Below are 18,593 nucleotides of genomic sequence, written 5' to 3'. Positions count from 1 at the left end.
ATATAAGGAGAACGAATGATGATCACATTGCCCGAAGCCTTTAAGAAGCGTATGAAAGAACTGTTTAAGGATGAATATGAGGCTTTTGAAGCCAGCTATGAAAAAGAACGGGTTCAGGGCCTGCGTTTTAACAGCTTAAAATCGGTGGAGGGACGGAAGATAGGCTGGGAAAAAGAAGCTTTACCGGGGCTGGCCGCCTTAATGGAGAACCGGCTGGGAACTTCTCTTACGCCGATTCCCTGGGTGAAGGAGGGGTACTACTATGAGGCGCAGGCCCGTCCGGGCAGACATCCGTTCCATGAAGCCGGTGTGTACTATATACAGGAACCCAGCGCCATGGCTGTGACAGAGCTTTTGGATCCTCAGCCCGGAGAGCGTATTTTGGATCTGTGCGCTGCTCCGGGCGGAAAATCCAGTCATATAGCATCACGGTTAAAGGGAAAAGGCTTCCTTCTTTCCAATGAAATCCATCCGGCCAGGTCAAAGATCCTTTCCCAAAATATGGAACGTATGGGCGTTTCAAATGGCGTAGTGGTAAATGAGGAGCCTTCCCGTCTGGCGGCGGTGTTTCCGGAATTTTTTGATGGTATTGTGGTAGACGCGCCCTGCTCCGGAGAGGGTATGTTCAGAAAGGATGAGGAAGCCGTAGAACAGTGGAGCGAAGAGCATGTAAAAATGTGTGCGGCCCGTCAGGAACAGATTTTGGCTCAGGCGGCCAGGATGATAAAACCGGGGGGACGGATCGTGTATTCTACCTGTACCTTCGCCCCGGAGGAAAATGAAGGTACGGTATTAAATTTTTTGAAGTGTCATGAGGATTTTTATCTTGAACAAACAGAAGGATGCGAGAAATTTTCTCATGGAAAGCCGGAATGGGCAGGGTTTGGAGATGGTGAGGAAAAATCACACGAGGAAGAGGCTGCAATATACCATCTGGAACGTACATTCCGTCTTCTGCCCCATTGTCTGGAAGGAGAGGGACATTTTATAGCGGTAATAAGGCGCAGAGAGGGAATTGAACGTAAAGAAGCAAAAAGAACGTATCCTGCTTATCTGGACCGCAGAAGGAACAGGGATGTATTTTCTCTGTTGGAAGCATTTTTAAAGGAAAGCCTTGCTGATGGAAGCTCTTATCTGAACCGGGCAGAATATGTGATGTTTGGAGATCAGCTTTATCTTCTGCCGGGTGAGATGCCGGATCTGAAAGGATTGAAGGTGCTACGGCCGGGACTCCATATGGGTACCGTGAAAAAGAACCGGTTTGAACCATCCCATGCACTGGCCTTATCGCTGCTTCCAGAGGAGGCAAAAAGGGTGTACAGGATGGAGGCAGACGGAGAAGAAACTGCCGCTTATTTAAGAGGAGAGGCACTTTCCTGCCGGATGGAGAGCTGGCCGGGCAATGAGAAAGGCTGGGTTTTGATGTGTGCAGAAGACTGGAGCCTAGGCTGGAGCAAGCTTTCCGGGGGCTGTCTTAAGAATCATTATCCCAAAGGCCTCAGACGGATGCAGGCGTCTGCGCACCCTCAGAAATAAGGGAAGCCATGTCATCCGGAAGCGGTGCGAAAAAGGTCATGGGTTCTTTGGTAAGAGGATGGATAAAGTCAAGCCGGAAGGAGTGGAGCGGCTGCCGGTTTATAAAGCGGTAATCAGGATGGTAGAGAAAATCTCCGGGAAGAGGGTGGCCGATATGGGTCATATGAACCCGTATCTGGTGGGTTCTTCCCGTGTCCAGTCTCAGGCTGATATAGGAAAGATCATTTTTGCTGTTGTAGGAAAGCTTTGTAAAATGGGTACAGGCATATTCGCCGTTTTCAAAGTCTGTCTGGCGCATGATGGTAGAGCCGGGAACCCTTGCGATGGGGACTGTGATGGTTCCTTCGGGGGGAAGGTTTCCGCAGACAACTGCCCGGTATTCCCGGCGGATCTGCCGCTTTACCATCTGATCGGAAAGGATACAGGCGCTTAACATATGCTTTGCAATGATTAAAAGTCCTGAAGTATCACGGTCCAGTCGGTTAATGGCCCGATAGACGATGGGTTCGCCCTTGGACTGATAGTACCAGGCTACGGCATTTGCCAGAGTGTGTTCAAAATGGCCCTGGGAAGGATGGATAGGGACGCCCGGAGCCTTATTTATGACCAAAATATCCTCATCCTCATAGACAATGGAAAGGGGGAGCGGGGAAGGGATGATGTGTTCAGAACTTTCTTCCTCTATAAGCGTGACGCAAAGAAGCTCTTTTTCCTTTAATATATGGGTTGTATAGGCTGTTTCTCCTTTGATGGTAAGTCCAAGAGACGTATTTCTCAGATGGACGATCAAACGGTGGGAATAGCCTCTTGTCCTTAAAAATTCTTCTATGGTCCGGCCGGCGTCCGCACCGGAAATAAGATAGGACAGACTTCGTTTTATCATGCATTCAATCCTTTCTGTCGGGTTTGTATTATTTTGTTTGGGAAAGCTGTGTTTCCAGATGCACTGATGGTATCATAACAGAAGGCGTATGCAGATGCAAGAATATGTGAAGGATTTTGCGAATAGGATAGGAGGAAGGAACCGGGGAAAGTGGCGGCATGAGGATAAAAAAGGAAAAAACGCAGCAGCGGGGCTGTATCAGACGGATCCTGGCAGGACTGTGCCTGGCGGGACAGCTGGGACTTGCGGCAGGGCTGTGTCCGGAAATCGGGCAGATACAGCGGTCTGGGATCATACAGGAAAAAGGGGTTATGTATACGGCTGCATCCGGTGGGGCAGCGGCGTCATATGAGGCAGCAGCGCTGCCAAAAGAGCAGAACGATCCAAAGCTTTCCCTGCACGCGCAGTCTGCTGTTCTCATGGACGGCCTTACCGGACGGATCCTTTATGGGAAAAATGAGAATGATATCCGCCCTATGGCCAGTACGACTAAGATTATGACCTGTATTCTGGCATTGGAGGCCGGAGGACTGGATGAGTTTGCAGAAGCTTCGTCTAATGCTGCAGCCCAGCCACAGGTCAGACTGGGGGTAAAAAAGGGGGAGCGCTATCAGATCAGAGATCTCCTTTATGCTCTGATGCTGGAATCCTATAATGATGCGGCAGTGATGATCGCAGAAAAAACAGCAGGCTCCACAGAGGAATTCAGCCGCAGAATGAATGAAAAAGCTGAGAGCTTAGGATGCAGGGATACCTGGTTTATCACTCCCAATGGTCTTGATAAAAAGGAAGAGGATGAAAACGGTACAGAGCGGATCCATTCTACCACAGCGGCAGACCTGGCTCAGATCCTGCGTTACTGCATTACACAGTCTCCCCAAAAAGAGGAGTTTTTAAAGATTACCAGGACGTCAGATTATTATTTTACAGATGAATCGGGAAAAAGGGCCTTTTCCTGCAGAAACCACAATGCCCTTCTTACCATGATGGACGGTGCGCTCACAGGAAAGACCGGATTTACAGGAGGCGCAGGATATTGCTATACAGGGGCTCTTTTTCGGGACGGACGCTTGTATATCATCTCGCTTTTAGGCTGCGGCTGGCCGCCCCATAAAACATATAAGTGGGCAGATGCCAGAAGGCTGTTTTCATATGGTCTGGAGCAATATGAGCTTACGGATATTTTTAAACCGGAACCGGAGCATACGATCTGTACAGAGGGCGGGATCTGCTGGGGTGAAAATCCCGAAGGAGTTCTTCATGCTGTGATGAAGCGGGAGGAAACGGACAGCCGTCTTGAAATCCTATTAAATAAGGAAGAAAAGGAACAGATCAGACGGGAAGTTATGCTTCCAGAACGTATCTTTGCGCCTGTAAAGAAGGGAGAACTCCTGGGAAACATTCAGTACAGTCTGGGTGACCGCAAGCTTGGGGAGTACGGCCTGTATGCAGACAGGGATATAGAAGCGCTTACAGTGCCGGCAGCCTGGAAACATATTTGCGGGATGTTTTTTATTTTTTAAACTTTTCTTACAATTCAGCTGCATTATGTGAAGTTTTTGCGTTGCAGTTGACATAGAGCAATATTTGTCATTATAATAAAGAAAATGCCGTAAAAGGGGTTCTTGACACAGTCTTTTATGAAAAACAGGACAGGAGATACATATACACATGAAGGTTAAAAAATACAAAAGGGGTCTTGCGGTAATGCTGGGTCTGGCACTTGCTGTCCAGCTTCCGGGAGCAGTTCCGTTTCATCCGATGGATACCTATGCTTATACGGGAGCAGCCACAGTGAAGGCCTCCTCTTTAAACGTTCGCAGCGGGGCCGGAACCGGTTATCAGGCCATAGGCCGTCTGGCTGCGGGAGCATCCATTCAGGTTTTGGGAGAACAGCGGGGGACGGATGGGAAGACCTGGTATCAGATTCGTTTTTCCGGTACCGGAGGTACAGAGCAGACGGGATATGTATCTGCTGAATATGTGCGTCTGCCTGTATCCTATACGACGGATTCGGACTTTGAAGCAAAACTGAGCGCGGAGGGCTTTCCGGAAAGCTATAAAAATGGCCTGCGCCAGCTCCATGCCCAGTATCCGAACTGGGTGTTCAAGGCCAAAAAAACAGGGCTGGACTGGAACACGGTAATTGAAAATGAAGCCCTTCTGGGCCGGAATCTGGTTTCATCCGGGAGCATTTCCTCCTGGAAATCCGTAGAGAGCGGGGCCTATAACTGGGATAACAGTACATGGACCGGCTTTGACGGCAGCAACTGGGTGGCAGCTTCTGAGGATATCATCAGGTACTATATGGATCCCAGAAACTTTCTGGACGATACCTATGTATTCCAGTTCCTTTCCCATGAATATAACTCCTCTACTCAGACAAGAGACGGGCTTGCGAAAATGGTAGAGGGCAGCTTTCTTTCCGGTACTACGGATTCCACAGGAACAGGAAGCAGCACAGGGAGTACAGGCGTTTCTGGCCCGTCCGGTTCTTTTGGCAGCTCAGGCGGTGTTTCCAAGGATGGCCCCGGGCGCAGCCAGGGAAAGGATCAGGATGTAAATCATGGCCCCGGCGTATCGGGAAGCAGCAGAAACTCAGGCAGTCCGGCAGGAAGTACGGGAGAGGTAAGCTTAGAAGCGCCCCATGCTTCTGTAACACCCAGAAACCATAATCTCGTCATGACCGGTATTGGCGTAGGGGAAGCGCCGGGAAGCAGTTCTCAAAATACGGGTGCACCTTCCGGTCCGTCCGGTTCTAACGCTCCGTCTTCTTCCGGCAGTCCAAACACAGGAGGGCCCGGTGTATCATCGGGAAGCGGTGGAAGTGACTCAAATGTAAGTGTGGGACAGGCACCGGAAAGCGGCGGACAGGCTTCTGGTACAGGTTCTTCCCAGACATCCGGTCCATCCGGCAGTTCTTCCTCTCAGAATGCAGGCTCTTCCAGCGGCCCCTCTTCCTCAGGAAGCTCATCCGGAACTCCCTCTTCCAATACGGGTTCAGGAAGTAAGCTGTATGTGGATATTATTATGGATGCGGCAGCGCAGTCGGGAGTAAGTCCCTATGTGCTGGCAGCCATGATTCTTCAGGAGCAGGGAACAAATGGCGGCTCCCCACTGATTTCCGGCAATTATTCCGGCTATCCGGGATATTATAACTTCTTTAATGTAGAAGCATATCAGTCAGGCTCCATGTCCGCTATACAGACAGGCCTTCGCTATGCGTCTCAGTCCGGTTCCTACGGACGCCCGTGGGACACAGTGGAAAAATCAATTATCGGAGGTGCCCAAAATTACGGGGATAATTATGTAAAAGCAGGACAGAATACGTTTTATCTGAAAAAGTTTAACGTACAAGGTTCCAATCTGTATAAGCACCAGTATATGACAAATATCCAGGGTGCAGCCTCTGAGGCGGAGCGGCTGTCCAAGGCATACAGCAGCGTAAAGGATTCTGCTCTTGAGTTTCAGATCCCGGTTTACAACAATATGCTGGAAACAGCCTGTGCAGCTCCGGTAGGCGACGGAAGCCCGAACAATAAGCTTTCCAGCCTGAGCGCTGAGGGCTACAGTCTGACGCCTTCCTTTGGAAAGGATACAGAAAGTTACAATCTGATCGTAAATACGTCTGTTTCCAGCATTCAGGTTAATGCAGCTGCCGCTGATTCAAAAGCGTCTGTTTCGGGAGCAGGAAGTATTCCGTTAAATGGATCAACCACAGATATTGCGATTACGGTAACTGCTGAAAATGGAAGCGCAAGAACCTATACGATCCATGTGGTAAAGCAGGACGGAGGGCCTGTATCCTCCGGCTCATCAGGAAGTGCAGGCTCGCCTTCCAGCCCCGGTTCCTCTGAAGGCCCGGGAGGAGGAAACGGTTCGTCCGGCCCCGGTTCATCAGGAGGTTCCGGAAGTTCGGGAGGAGGAAACACTCCCGGCGGCAGCAATGTGACAATTGTGGGCGTAAGCCCTTAAGCCGCAGGATAAGCGCAGGAAACTGCGGTGGAAAAGAAATGAAATAAGAGAAAGCAGGAATGATCATGATAAAACGAATAAAACAGGGAGCGGCGGCGCTGCTTCTCATGTGTGTGATGACGGTGCTGCTGCCATGGTGCGGCATCACAGCCTTCGCCGCAACGGCGCGGATCGCATTTTCCGATCCGTCTGCAGCTGCAGGCAGTGAATTTACTGTCAGAATGAAGATAACAGGCAGTGAACCCTTATCTACGGCAGATGTGATGCTTTCCTATGATGCAGCCAGCCTGGAATTTATCGAGGGAACCAATACGGACGGCGGAAACGGAGCTCTCCGGGTTCATGGAGATGCAGGAGCAGGCGGCGCCTCCACACTGGCCTATGAGCTGAAATTTAAGGCGCTTACTGCAGGCACCTCCCAGATCACGGTTAAAGAGCAGGAAGTTTATGACGCGAATTCCAAGCTTGTTACAGTGGATCAGCAGGGACAGTCGAAGGTGACAGTGACCGCAGAGGAGGGGGCCTCTGATAATGCTTCTTTGAAATCCTTAAAGGTGTCCCCCGGCACCCTTTCTCCGGAGTTTTCAGCAGATGTGGACACTTACAGCGTGAAAGTGGGTACGGATGTTGATCAGCTGATCGTCAGCGCAGAAACGGCAGACAGCAAGGCGGCTACGCAGGTTTCAGGAGCAGAAGGCCTTCAAATGGGTGAAAACCGCGTCACGGTAAAGGTTACTGCACAGGACGGACAGACCTCAAAAGAATATGTGATCGTAGTTACTAAAGAAGAAGGCGGAGCATCTGCGGACAGCCAGACCTCTTCTGCAAATGAAGCCTTTGAGATGCATGTTTCCAGACGTTCCTTTACTGTGATGGAGCCGGATGATACGGTAGAGGTGCCGGAAGGACTGGTTTCTACCACCATTACCATTGACGATCATAAGGTGACCGGATGGGTATGGGGCGATGAGGCAGAGCATGAATACTGCGTAATTTATGCCATGAATGAGGATGGAGAAAAGGGACTGTACCGATACGATTTAAAGAGTTCTGAGCGTACCATCCAGCGATATTTTGCTGACAGCTCATCTACCGCGGTATCTGCGGAGACATACGAGCTTTTAGCCGGACAGTATGATTCCCTCAGAAAGGATTATAATCTGTTCCGTACCCTGCTGATCACAGTGATCGTGATTGCTCTTGTACTGGTTGTTCTTCTTATTGTGTCCCTGACAGGAAAGAAAGACAGAGGAAGAAGAGAACGGATTTCTGAGCGGAAGGATGAGACAGGGTCCAGACCGCAGAAGGAAGAGGCACCATTACACAGCCGGAAAGAAGAAAGAGAGAAGCTGATCCCGGATCCGTTTGAAGAGGAAGAAGCGGAAGAGATGGAGTATATCGTTGAGGAAGATCAAGGTGACACATCGGAAGAAGAACCGGCTTCCAAGGAGGAGGACGACTTCTTTGACACCATAGATCTTTCCTTTGAGGATGAGGAAGAAGAACCGGAACATGAAACGGCAGAGCCTGAGCCTAAGGCTCCCATCCGTCAGCTCCATCCGCGTCCGTCATCGGAGGAAAAGCGGGAAGATGGCGATGATTTTGAAATTTTTGATCTGTAAATAGGATTTAGCCCCAAATGTAAGGATATGTCTTTACTTTTGGGGCTGTTTTTATCGGAAACCGGTTTAAAAATCCTTCTGTTCGGCAAATAATACAATGACATTTAAAACAATTTGTGCTATACTGCCTACGGATTAAATTTGTGTATATTTTAACGTCCATTGGAAAGGAAGATTAGAGATGTACTGTATTAAAAAGATTAAAGATGATTTATTCTGGGTTGGCGGGACAGACCGCCGTCTGACTTTGTTTGAAAATGCATTTCCAATCCCCAGAGGAGTTTCTTACAACGCATACGTTTTAAAAGATGAAAAAACGGTTCTCTTTGACACGGTGGACAACGCCATCGGCGACCAGCTGTTTGAAAATCTGGAAGCTGTACTGGAAGGCCGTACGCTGGACTATGTAATTGTGAATCATATGGAGCCGGATCACGCGTCCACGCTGTCAGAGGTAGTAAGACGTTATCCGGAAGTAAAGATCGTATGCAATGCCAAGACGGTTGCTATTATCAAGCAGTTCTTTGATTTTGACATTGATTCCCGGGCAGTGATCGTAAAGGAAAACGATACCTTCTGCACCGGAAAGCACACGTATACATTTGTTATGGCTCCTATGGTTCACTGGCCGGAGGTTATGGTTACCTACGATATGACAGACAAGATACTGTTTTCCGCAGACGCCTTTGGTACCTTTGGCGCTATGAATGGAAATATTTTTGCGGATGAAGTGAATTTTGAGCGTGATTGGCTGGATGACGCCAGAAGATATTATACAAATATCGTAGGAAAGTTTGGTACTTCCGTTCAGACGCTGTTAAAAAAGGCTGCCGGACTGGATATCCAGATGATCTGCCCGCTCCACGGCCCTGTATGGCGTGAGAATATCAGCTGGTATGTGGACAAATATCTTACCTGGAGTAGCTACGCGCCTGAGGAAAGGGCAGTTATGATCGCCTACGGATCTATTTACGGAAATACAGAGAATGCGGCCAATATTCTTGCCTGCAGACTGGCGGACAGAGGCGTCCGCAATATTGCGGTTTATGACGTTTCCTCTACTCATCCGTCCGTTCTGGTAAGCGAAGCCTTCCGCTGCAGCCATCTGGTATTTGCTTCCGTAACCTATAACGGCGGCATTTTCACAAATATGGAGCGGGTGCTGGGCGACTTAAAAGCACATGCGCTTCAGAACCGCACCGTAGCCCTGATGGAAAATGGTTCCTGGGGCCTCATCGCTGCAAAGCAGATGAAGGAAATCATTTCTACGATGAAAAACATGGAGATCCTGGAGCCCTCCTTAAGCATCAAATCCAGCTTAAAGAAGGGACAGGAGGCAGAAATAGATGCGATTGCAGATGCGATTGCAGCTTCTGTTCTCTAATCCATCGTCATAGCTTAAGGGTTATGCGGTAATGACTCAGCCAGAAGTTGATCTGGATCAGATAAGCCATCATCTGCGGGCCTGCCATGAGCTGGCCGTACCAGGGCTTTCCATAGTCAGAGGTCATCTGAAGGAAACGTTCCGTCTTTTCTCTGTCTAAAAATTCCATAACAGGGGAAGAGGGATCATGGATTATTTCACGCACCTGTTCTGCGAGCAGAGCTTCATAGTGTGTATCATATGTTTTGGGATAGGGGGATTTTCTGCGCCATAATACTTCTTCGGGAAGCAGTCCCTTGGAGACATGGCGCAGGAGACCCTTTGCCGTATGATCCTTTGCCTTCAGTTCCCAGGGCACATTCCAGAGATATTCAATAATCCTGTGGTCGGCAAAAGGAACTCTGGCTTTTAAGCCGGAAAAATCAGCGGCCCGATCCATGCGTTCTAAAAGAGTACGCATAAACCAGTTCAGATTCAGCCAGACAATTTCCCGTTGTCTGGCTTCTTTTTTTGTATCCTCTTTGCAGACGGGGAGATGGGACAGGGAAAAATCGCAGGCGCTTTGTACATATTCCTCCATATGGAGCAGTTTAATTATTTCATCCTTCAGCAGCGCCTTTCTGGGCGACAGATCCATCGTCCAGGGAAAGCCGTGAAATTTAAGGCAGTCTTCTTTATAAAACCAGGGATAACCTCCGAAGATCTCATCGGCACATTCACCTGTGAGTGCCACGGAGCTGGTATTTTTTACCATGGAGCAAAAGTGCAGAAGGGAGGCGTCGATATCTCCCATGGCCGGCAGATCGTGAGCTAAAACGGAATCTGTAAGGCGGCTGGCTAAAACAGTACTGCTGCATTCCAGATAATGATGATCGGTATGAAGGCAGCGGACCATCTGTTCTGCATAAGGACGGTCCCTGGAGGGCTGGAAATCGTTGGACTGAAAGCAGGCGTCATTTTCCGTAAAGTCAAAGGAGAAGGTGGTAAGGGTCTTTCCGACCGCTGCACATTTCCTGGCGCAGACGGCAGATACCAGGCTGGAATCCAGCCCGCCGGATAAAAAGGTGCATACCGGTTCAGCAGAGTCCAGCTGACGGCTGATAGCATCGGTGACTAAGAAGGAGGTTTTTTCTACGGTCTTTTCCCAGGAGTCACCGTGGGGATGGCTTTCCAGCGTCCAGTAGGGTTTTTCCGTTTTTCTTTCCGGCGTAAGGATCAGGACATGGCCGGGAAGCACCTCACGGATGCCGCAGAAAATACCGCAGCCTGAGGATCTGGCAGGCCCAAGGGAGAAAATTTCGTTTGCGCCTGTAAGATCCAGTTCCGGTTTGATTTCGGGCAGAGAAAGGAGGGAGCGGATACGGGAGGAAAAGGCCAGCTCACCGTCTTTAAGAACGGTGTAAAACAGCGGTTTTGAACCGATCCTGTCTCGAAAGAGAAGAAGCGTCTGACAGGCTGTATCACAGATGGCAAAGGCAAAAATACCGTTAAGCCGTTTTACAAAATCCATTCCCCATTCCAGATAACTTTCCAGAAGGATTTCTTTATCTGAGGAGGATTGAAAGGAGTGCCCCAGATGTTTCAGTTCTGTCCGAAGCTCGTTGGAATTGTAAAGTTCTCCGCAGAAAGCCACGGCCACAATGCCTGAACCAAAGGCTTTTGAGATAAGGCTGCTTGCGGTTTCTGGCTCCGACGGCCCGGTTTCTGAAAGGCAAATGCAGGAAGAGAGCCACAGCCTTGTCTGGCCCTTTCCGTTTTTCTTCAGGGAATCTCCCATAGCGTTCAGGCGCTCCTGAAAATAAGCTCTGTTGTTTAAGTACACCCCTTCCGGGTGGAAAAAACCTGCAATTTTGTACATTCTCTGTCCTCCGGGCAGGAAATAATTTCAGTAATCATAATATGCAATATACGGCTGCAAATTGACAGAAAACGGGAAAAACGAGAGAATGAAAGTCTTGATTTTCAACCCGGAAACTGATATGCTTAATCATCATAGTGCCTGATCGCTGGCTTTTTAGCTGGCAGCCGGGGATAGGAGACGAAATTATGAAATGGGGCTGTGTTCTTTTAAAAGGCGGCAGAGGAAGCCGTATGGGATACAGAGATAAGTCAGAGCTCATATGGAGAGGACAAACCTTCGGTTTTCGGATCAGACAGGAGCTGGAGCAGCTTGGTATACCCTGTTTTCTTTCAGAGGCAGAAAAAAGCAGCCCAAGTGAAGATGCCGGAAACAAAATGGCTCTGTGGAGCCCTGTTTTGGATCAGATTCAGCAGGCAGGTCCCATGGGAGGGATTGTGTCCTGTCTTAAGGCCTGTCTTTTAAAGGACAGTTCCATGGAAGGCCTGTTTTTTGTGTCCTGCGATCTGCCATTTTTCAGAAAGGAAATGGCTGTCCGTCTGGCAGCTGCTTTTAAAGAGGGAGATGACGGGGTTATGTGGCGCACACGGGACGGACGGCTCCATCCCGTCTGCGCTTTTTACGCCAAAAGCGCCCTTCCGGTGATGGAATCCTGCCTGAATGAGGGGGAGTTCCGGATGAGGACGCTGTGCAGCAGACTGCGTATGCGTATTCTGGATACAGAAAAGGAACACATTCCCGATACCTGGTTTATGAATATAAACCGTCCGGAGGCGTATGAAGCGCTGGAAGATAGAAAAAGGCCTGCCGTATTGGCGGTAAGCGGCAGTAAAAATACGGGAAAAACGACGCTTACAGAAGCACTTGTAAGAGAACTCTCCAAACGTGGGGTGAAAGTCGCCGTGATCAAGCATGACGGTCACGATTTTACCCCGGATGTTCCCGGAACGGACAGCCATCGCATGAAGGCTGCCGGGGCTTTTGGAACGGTTGTTTATTCAGAAAAGAGGTTTTGCGTGGTCAAAGAAGAAACAAAGCAGGCAGAAGATTTCATTGCCTGTTTTTCAGAGGCGGATCTGATCCTTTTGGAGGGGCAGAAACATTCATCCTATCCCAAGCTTGAGACCATGCGCAGAGTCATTTCAACAGAGCCTGTATGCAGACAGGAGACCGTACTGGCTTATGTAACAGATTTTGGAGGCGGAGGGATACAGGGAAAATGGGATGAGACGCCGGTGTATCCATTTCAGGATATGGATCGGATTTTAGAACTTGTTATAAAGGTTATGGATGGTTACAAAGGATAAAATCATAAGAAAAGGAGAGAACGATATGCTGTCATTTGAAAGTGATTATACAGAAGGGGCCCATGAGGCCATTTTAAAACGTCTGGCGGAGACAAACCGGGAGCAGACTCCGGGGTATGGAGCTGATCCCTACTGTGAAGCTGCAAAGGAAAAGATTGCCGGAGCCTGCCGCTGCCCGCAGGCAGATATCTATTTTCTTACAGGGGGGACTCAGACCAACCAGACGGTGATCGATTCTCTTTTAAAGAACTATGAGGGTGTGATCGCTGCCCAGACGGGTCATGTGAATGTCCACGAGGCAGGGGCAATCGAGTTTACAGGCCATAAGGTTCTGGCTCTGCCTCAGAAAAACGGAAAGATAGAGCCGGAGACGTTACGGGCATATATGGAGGCGTTTTATAAGGATCCATCCCATGACCATATGGTATTTCCGGGCATGGTCTACATTTCCCATCCGACAGAGTTTGGAACTCTTTATACGAAAGCAGAACTGACAGCTCTGTCTGAAATCTGCGGCGAGTACGGGCTTCCTCTGTTTTTAGACGGAGCCCGCCTGGGATATGGCCTGATGAGCCTGGATACGGATGTGACGTTAGAGGATATCGCCAGACTTTGTGATGTGTTTTATATCGGAGGCACGAAGGTAGGAGCACTGTTTGGGGAGGCTGTGGTATTTACAAAAAAGAATGCTCCCAGACAGTTTGTTACCTTAATAAAGCAGCATGGAGCGCTGCTTGCAAAAGGGCGTCTTCTGGGGCTGCAGTTCGATACTCTGTTTGCAGATGGGCTGTACTTTGAAATTAGCCGCCATGCCATTCAAATGGCAGAGCGTTTAAAGAAAGGACTTCGTGAAAAGGGCTGTAAGTTCCTTATTGATTCACCTACAAACCAGCAGTTTGTGGTACTGGATCAGGATACGATCCGGCGGCTGGAAGAACAGGTGGCGTTCAGCATTTGGGAGCCGGTAGATGAAAACCATACGGCTGTGCGTTTTGCCACCAGCTGGGCTACGACGCCGGAGATGGTGGACGCGCTTTTGGAGCTGCTTTAAAGAACAGGAGCAGGGCAGGAATAAAATATCTGCAGAAATGAAGGGATCCGTCAGGAGCCAGAAGTTAGTGGTTCTTGACGGATCTTTATTTTCCTGTTATAGTAAAGACGGCAGGTGTTATATTGCCTGTAGAACAGATATAACGTTGATGCTCAGGCTGCGGCAGGTCCGTTCCGATTAGAGTCATAGAACGAAAGATGGTGTGCGTATGGTATTAAAGATTGATTTTAACAGCGACGAGGCGATTTATATCCAGCTTCGCAATCAGATCATCATGGGGATCGCTACAGATATGATACGGGAGGGGGATACGCTGCCCTCGGTGCGTCAGATGGCCGATCATATCGGCATCAATATGCATACAGTAAATAAGGCATATTCCGTTTTGCGCCAGGAGGGGTTTGTAAAGCTGGATCGGAGAAAGGGCGCTGTTGTCTGTCTGGATATTGATAAACTTCAGGCCATTGAGGAGATGCGCCAGAATCTGGATGTGGTTTTGGCCTGTGGTATCTGCCGGGATATTTCCCGGCGGGAAGTCCATGAGCTGGTAGATCAGATTTATGACCGGTATACAAGACCTTGTGCAGACGAAGAAGACCTGTAAATGGGCAGGAGCCCGGATGGAGGAGCAGTATGTTATGTGAAAAATGTAAGATACGGGAAGCAAATATAAAATATACGGAAATTATTAATGGAGTGAAGACAGAGCACAATCTTTGTTCTCACTGTGCCAGGGAAATGGATTTTGGACAGTATGGCGCTGTGCTCGACGGGGAATTTCCTCTGGGAAGGCTTCTTTCCGGCCTTTTAGGGCTGGAAGAAGAAGAGGATACAGATGAGAGGGCGGCAGTGGTCTGCCCTACCTGCGGCACCAGTTTTGACGATTTTGTGGAAAACAGCCGGTTTGGCTGTCCGGACTGCTATGGGGTGTTTGACCTTTTTATAAATGACAAGATCAAACAGCTTCAGGGAAGTGAAAACCATAAGGGAAAGCATCCAAAATTCAGGAGCAAATTTGAAAAAGAGCACCTGGATGCGTTAAAAGCGCCGGAAGAACCCATAAAAGGGCAAACGACTTCGGAAGATAACCGTATCGATACTGATCCCGGGAAAGAAAAAACGGCTGTGTCTGCAGAGGAAAGCCTTCAGGTGGTGCGTCTGCAGAAAGCCTTAAAGGAAGCTGTTTCTAAGGAGGATTATGAGAGCGCGGCCCGGTATAGGGATGAGATCCGTGCTTTAAAAGCAAAGGCAGCCGAAGGCCGGGATGAGAAGGGAGGCAGGACAGATGAGCCGATGGTATGAAGGAATCCGTGAGGAAAGCTCCAATATCATTTACAGCCGGATCCGTCTTGCCAGAAACTGGGACGAATATGTGTTTCCCTCCCGGTTAAGTGAGCAGGCGGCCTCTCAGGTGACAGAGCAGTTAAGAGAGGGGCTTAAAGAGGCGGAGACTGGAGAACATCCCCTTTTGTGGAATGATCTGGCAGCTATGAACGGAGCGCAAAAGCAGGCTTTAAGGGAACGGCGTATTTTGAACCGCACAGCAGTGGAGAAGAATGGTCCAGGCGGCCTATATTTATCAGAGGATGAGAGCTGCAGCCTGCTTTTAGGGGCAGACGATCATATCCGCATCCAGTTTCTCGCGCCTGGGCTGGATTTGGAGGATTTGTGGAAGAAAGCAGACCAGATGGATGATTTTATCAATGAGCGTTTTTCCTATGCATTTGATGAAAAATACGGTTATCTTACTACTTTCCCCACCAATGTAGGAACCGGCTTAAAGGCCTGTGTAGTGCTCCATCTGCCTATGCTGTCTCAGGTACGCAAATTTCAGAGCATCGTAGGCGACATGGGAAGGCTTGGGACGGCGATACGGGGGCTTTACGGGGAAGGAAGCGAAAATTACGGAAATATGTATGAGCTGTCCAATCAGAGAAGCCTGGGACAGTCGGAGCGGGAAATCATCGAGCAGGTGGCAAAGGCAGCCACTCAGTTAAACAATCAGGAGCTTCGGGTTAGGAATGCTGCTTTAAATGCCAGACGGCTGGAGCGGGAGGATGAAACCTGGAAGTCTTACGGCATTTTAAAATATGCCAGAAGGATTACGGAAAAGGATGCCAGGATCTTTTTGTCCCAGCTTATGGCGGGAGAGGAAGACGGCGTTATTTCCTTTGAAAAGGAGAGAAGCTTATACAGCCTGATGATCGGCATCAAACCGGCCAATCTGGCGTTGTGGGCCAGTCGGCCTCTGGATAAGGAGGAGGCCGACTGTGTGCGTGCCGCATACATCAGGGAACGGCTTCCCAGGATGATCGAAAGCGCATAAGGAGGACATAAAAGTTATGGAACGATATACACCACAGGCAAAGGAAGCCTTAAGCCTGGCAGTTGGCGTGGCAGAGAGCTTAAACCACGGCTATGTGGGTACGGAGCATCTTCTCATTGGCCTTTTGCAGGAAGGAACCGGCGTGGCAGCCAAGGTACTGGAGGAAAATGGAGTGGAAGAGGATAAGGTAGTGGAGCTGGTGAGCCAGCTCATTGCTCCCAATCCTACCCTTCAGACAGCAGATACAGCTGCCTATACTCCCAGAGCCCGCCGCGTGATCGAAAACAGCTATCGGGAGGCTGTGCGGTTTAAGGAAGCCCAGATCGGTACGGAGCATCTGCTCATTGCGATCCTGCGGGAGGGAGACTGCGTTGCCAGCCGCCTTTTAAATACCATGGGCGTCAGTGTGCAGAAGATATATATTGATCTTCTGGCCGCCATGGGCGAGGATGCTCCCACTGTAAAGGAGGAGATGCAGAGCTCCAGAGCCGGACGGCGGGGAAATGCCACACCTACCCTTGACAGCTACAGCCGCAATCTTACAAAGATGGCTGAAGAGGGAAAGCTAGACCCGGTGATCGGCCGTGAAAATGAGATCCGCCGGGTGATCCAGATCTTAAGCCGCCGCACAAAAAACAATCCCTGCCTCATCGGTGAGCCGGGAGTGGGAAAAACGGCAGTAGCAGAAGGACTGGCTCAGATGATCGCAGCAGGAGACGTGCCGGAAACCATTGCGGATAAGCGGGTGATGACCCTGGATCTGTCCGGCATGGTGGCTGGCTCCAAATACAGAGGTGAGTTTGAGGAGCGGATCAAAAAGGTAATTGCCGAAGTGGTAGACTCAAAGGACGTGATCCTCTTTATTGATGAAATCCATACGATCATTGGCGCCGGAGGAGCAGAAGGAGCCATGGATGCTTCCAATATTTTAAAACCTTCTCTGGCAAGAGGGGAGCTTCAGCTCATTGGAGCCACCACGATCAATGAGTATCGAAAGTACATTGAAAAGGACTCTGCTCTGGAACGCCGTTTCCAGCCCGTTACCATCGACGAACCCAGCGAGGAGGAATCCGTTTCTATCTTAAAGGGGCTCAGAAGCCGTTATGAAGATCATCATAAGGTAGAGATCACAGATGATGCCCTGGAGGCTGCGGTAAAGCTGTCCAGCCGGTACATCAATGACCGCTTCCTGCCGGATAAGGCCATTGACCTGATTGACGAGGCTTCTTCCAGAGTACGGCTTATGAACTATACCCGTCCGGACAAGGTCAAAGCGTTAGAGGCTCAGATTGAAAAGCTGGAGGATGAAAAAGAGGCTGCTGTCCGGGAGGAGGCTTATGAAAAGGCAGGGGAGATCAAGAAAAAGCAGGAAAAGCTGAGGGAAAAGATCGCTGCCCTTTTAGAGAAATGGCAGAAGGAAAAGGAAACACGCAGACTGATCGTCAGTGAAAATGAGATTGCAGATGTAGTGGCAGGCTGGACCAGGATTCCGGTGAAAAAGCTGGCAGAGGAAGAGTCGGAGCGCCTTAAAAATCTGGAAGGTATTCTCCATGAGCGGGTAGTGGGGCAGGAGGAAGCCGTAACTGCCGTATCAAAGGCCATCCGCAGAGGCCGTGTGGGATTAAAAGATCCCAAACGTCCCATTGGCTCCTTTTTATTCCTTGGCCCGACAGGTGTGGGAAAGACAGAGCTTTCCAAGGCTCTGGCAGAGGCTATGTTCGGTACAGAAACAGCCCTGATCAGGGTAGATATGTCCGAATATATGGAGAAACACAGTGTTTCCAAGATGATCGGTTCTCCGCCAGGATATGTTGGATATGAGGAGGGCGGACAGCTCAGCGAAAAGGTACGCAGGAATCCCTATTCCGTGATCCTTTTTGATGAGATTGAAAAGGCGCATCCAGATGTATTTAATATTCTCTTACAGGTTCTGGACGACGGTCATATCACAGATGCCCAGGGACGGAAGATCGACTTTAAAAATACCATTATCATCATGACCTCCAACGCAGGGGCAGAAAATATCATTTCCCCCAAGCGTCTGGGCTTTGGAACTGCCACAGATGCAAAGGCCGACTATGCTTTTATGAAAGGCCGTGTGATGGATGAAGTGAAGCATCTGTTTAAGCCGGAATTTTTAAACCGCATTGATGAGATCATCGTGTTCCACCAGTTAAACAGAGAACATATGAAGGGGATTGCAGATATTATGCTGCAGGGTATTATAAAGCGCAGCAGAGAACAGCTGGGGCTTACTTTGTCTGTAGATACGGCGGCCAGAGATTATCTGATCGATAAGGGATATGATGACAAATACGGCGCAAGGCCTTTAAGACGTACGATCCAGAACCTTCTTGAGGATAAGCTGGCAGAGGCTGTGCTGGATCATAAGGTGCGAAAAAATGCTCTGGTAGAGGTAGGACTTGAGGGAGAGGATCTGAGCTTTTCCGTAAAAAAGAAAGCTGTACCGCGGAAAAAGTCCGCTTCCGGCGAAATAGAAAAGCAGGTTTTAGAAAATAAGGCAAAGTAAGAAAAAATAACTGGTTATTTTGAACCGGTTGTTGTATAATCGGAGTACAGAATATCCCTGTGAGACAGGGAGTGGAGAATGGCAGTCCGCCTTATGGGACTGAATGAACAGGAGGATAAAA

General features: G+C 49.3%; 13 protein-coding genes. 11 read left to right on the top strand and 2 right to left on the bottom strand.

Annotated features, from left to right (window positions below; translation table 11 throughout):
- Nucleotides 1–18: 18 nt before the first annotated feature.
- Nucleotides 19–1,536: an RsmF rRNA methyltransferase first C-terminal domain-containing protein gene (locus ACZM6M_RS04795; RefSeq protein WP_418494080.1), complete on the top strand. Its 1,518-nt coding sequence runs from the start codon at nt 19–21 to the stop codon at nt 1,534–1,536.
- Here the strand turns inward: ACZM6M_RS04795 and ACZM6M_RS04790 are convergent.
- Nucleotides 1,499–2,419 (bottom strand): RluA family pseudouridine synthase, encoded by a 921-nt coding sequence (locus tag ACZM6M_RS04790; RefSeq protein WP_337932687.1) that lies wholly within the window; start codon nt 2,417–2,419, stop codon nt 1,499–1,501. The genes ACZM6M_RS04795 and ACZM6M_RS04790 overlap by 38 nt on opposite strands.
- Nucleotides 2,420–2,577: 158 nt before the next feature.
- Between ACZM6M_RS04790 and ACZM6M_RS04785 the strand changes: the two genes are divergently transcribed.
- From ACZM6M_RS04785 to ACZM6M_RS04770, 4 genes are all read left to right on the top strand, one after another.
- Complete coding sequence (locus ACZM6M_RS04785) at nt 2,578–3,942, top strand: D-alanyl-D-alanine carboxypeptidase family protein (RefSeq protein ID WP_340275365.1); 1,365 nt, start codon at nt 2,578–2,580, stop codon at nt 3,940–3,942.
- A 148-nt stretch (nt 3,943–4,090) separates the two neighbouring features.
- Nucleotides 4,091–6,394, top strand: a complete 2,304-nt coding sequence (locus ACZM6M_RS04780; protein ID WP_418494064.1) for an SH3 domain-containing protein — start codon at nt 4,091–4,093, stop codon at nt 6,392–6,394.
- A 65-nt stretch (nt 6,395–6,459) separates the two neighbouring features.
- Nucleotides 6,460–8,016, top strand: coding sequence for a cadherin-like beta sandwich domain-containing protein (locus ACZM6M_RS04775; RefSeq protein WP_337932683.1), 1,557 nt, complete (start codon nt 6,460–6,462; stop codon nt 8,014–8,016).
- Nucleotides 8,017–8,197: 181 nt separating this feature from the next.
- Complete coding sequence (locus ACZM6M_RS04770; protein ID WP_337932681.1) at nt 8,198–9,400, top strand: FprA family A-type flavoprotein; 1,203 nt, start codon at nt 8,198–8,200, stop codon at nt 9,398–9,400.
- 7 nt (nt 9,401–9,407) lie between these two features.
- Here the strand turns inward: ACZM6M_RS04770 and asnB are convergent, their stop codons facing one another.
- Entirely contained in the window at nt 9,408–11,258 is a 1,851-nt protein-coding gene (gene asnB / locus ACZM6M_RS04765) for an asparagine synthase (glutamine-hydrolyzing) (RefSeq protein WP_066547504.1), read from the bottom strand.
- 188 nt (nt 11,259–11,446) lie between these two features.
- On the opposite strand from asnB, the gene mobB reads away from it, so the two are divergent.
- The 6 genes from mobB to ACZM6M_RS04735 all read left to right on the top strand — a co-directional run bounded on the left by mobB (nt 11,447) and on the right by ACZM6M_RS04735 (nt 18,472).
- Entirely contained in the window at nt 11,447–12,565 is a 1,119-nt protein-coding gene (gene mobB, locus ACZM6M_RS04760) for a molybdopterin-guanine dinucleotide biosynthesis protein B (protein ID WP_337433847.1), read from the top strand.
- A 25-nt stretch (nt 12,566–12,590) separates the two neighbouring features.
- Entirely contained in the window at nt 12,591–13,616 is a 1,026-nt protein-coding gene (locus ACZM6M_RS04755; RefSeq protein WP_418926807.1) for a threonine aldolase family protein, read from the top strand.
- Between the two features lie 208 nt (nt 13,617–13,824).
- A complete protein-coding gene (locus tag ACZM6M_RS04750; RefSeq protein WP_066547513.1) occupies nt 13,825–14,220 on the top strand; it encodes a GntR family transcriptional regulator in 396 nt (131 codons plus the stop codon).
- Nucleotides 14,221–14,249: 29 nt separating this feature from the next.
- Nucleotides 14,250–14,918 carry a UvrB/UvrC motif-containing protein gene (locus tag ACZM6M_RS04745; RefSeq protein WP_418926806.1) on the top strand — a complete coding sequence of 223 codons (669 nt, stop codon included), beginning with the start codon at nt 14,250–14,252 and terminating at the stop codon, nt 14,916–14,918.
- Nucleotides 14,902–15,942: an ATP--guanido phosphotransferase gene (locus ACZM6M_RS04740; RefSeq protein WP_337433845.1), complete on the top strand. Its 1,041-nt coding sequence runs from the start codon at nt 14,902–14,904 to the stop codon at nt 15,940–15,942. The genes ACZM6M_RS04745 and ACZM6M_RS04740 overlap by 17 nt, the downstream gene beginning before the upstream one ends.
- Before the next feature lie 16 nt (nt 15,943–15,958).
- Entirely contained in the window at nt 15,959–18,472 is a 2,514-nt protein-coding gene (locus ACZM6M_RS04735) for an ATP-dependent Clp protease ATP-binding subunit (protein WP_340275378.1), read from the top strand.
- The last annotated feature ends 121 nt before the right edge of the window (nt 18,473–18,593 follow it).

The sequence above is a fragment of the Enterocloster sp. genome, assembly GCF_057861365.1.
The sequence above is the reverse complement of the archived record's forward strand: the minus strand, read 5'-3'. Positions and strand labels throughout refer to the sequence as shown.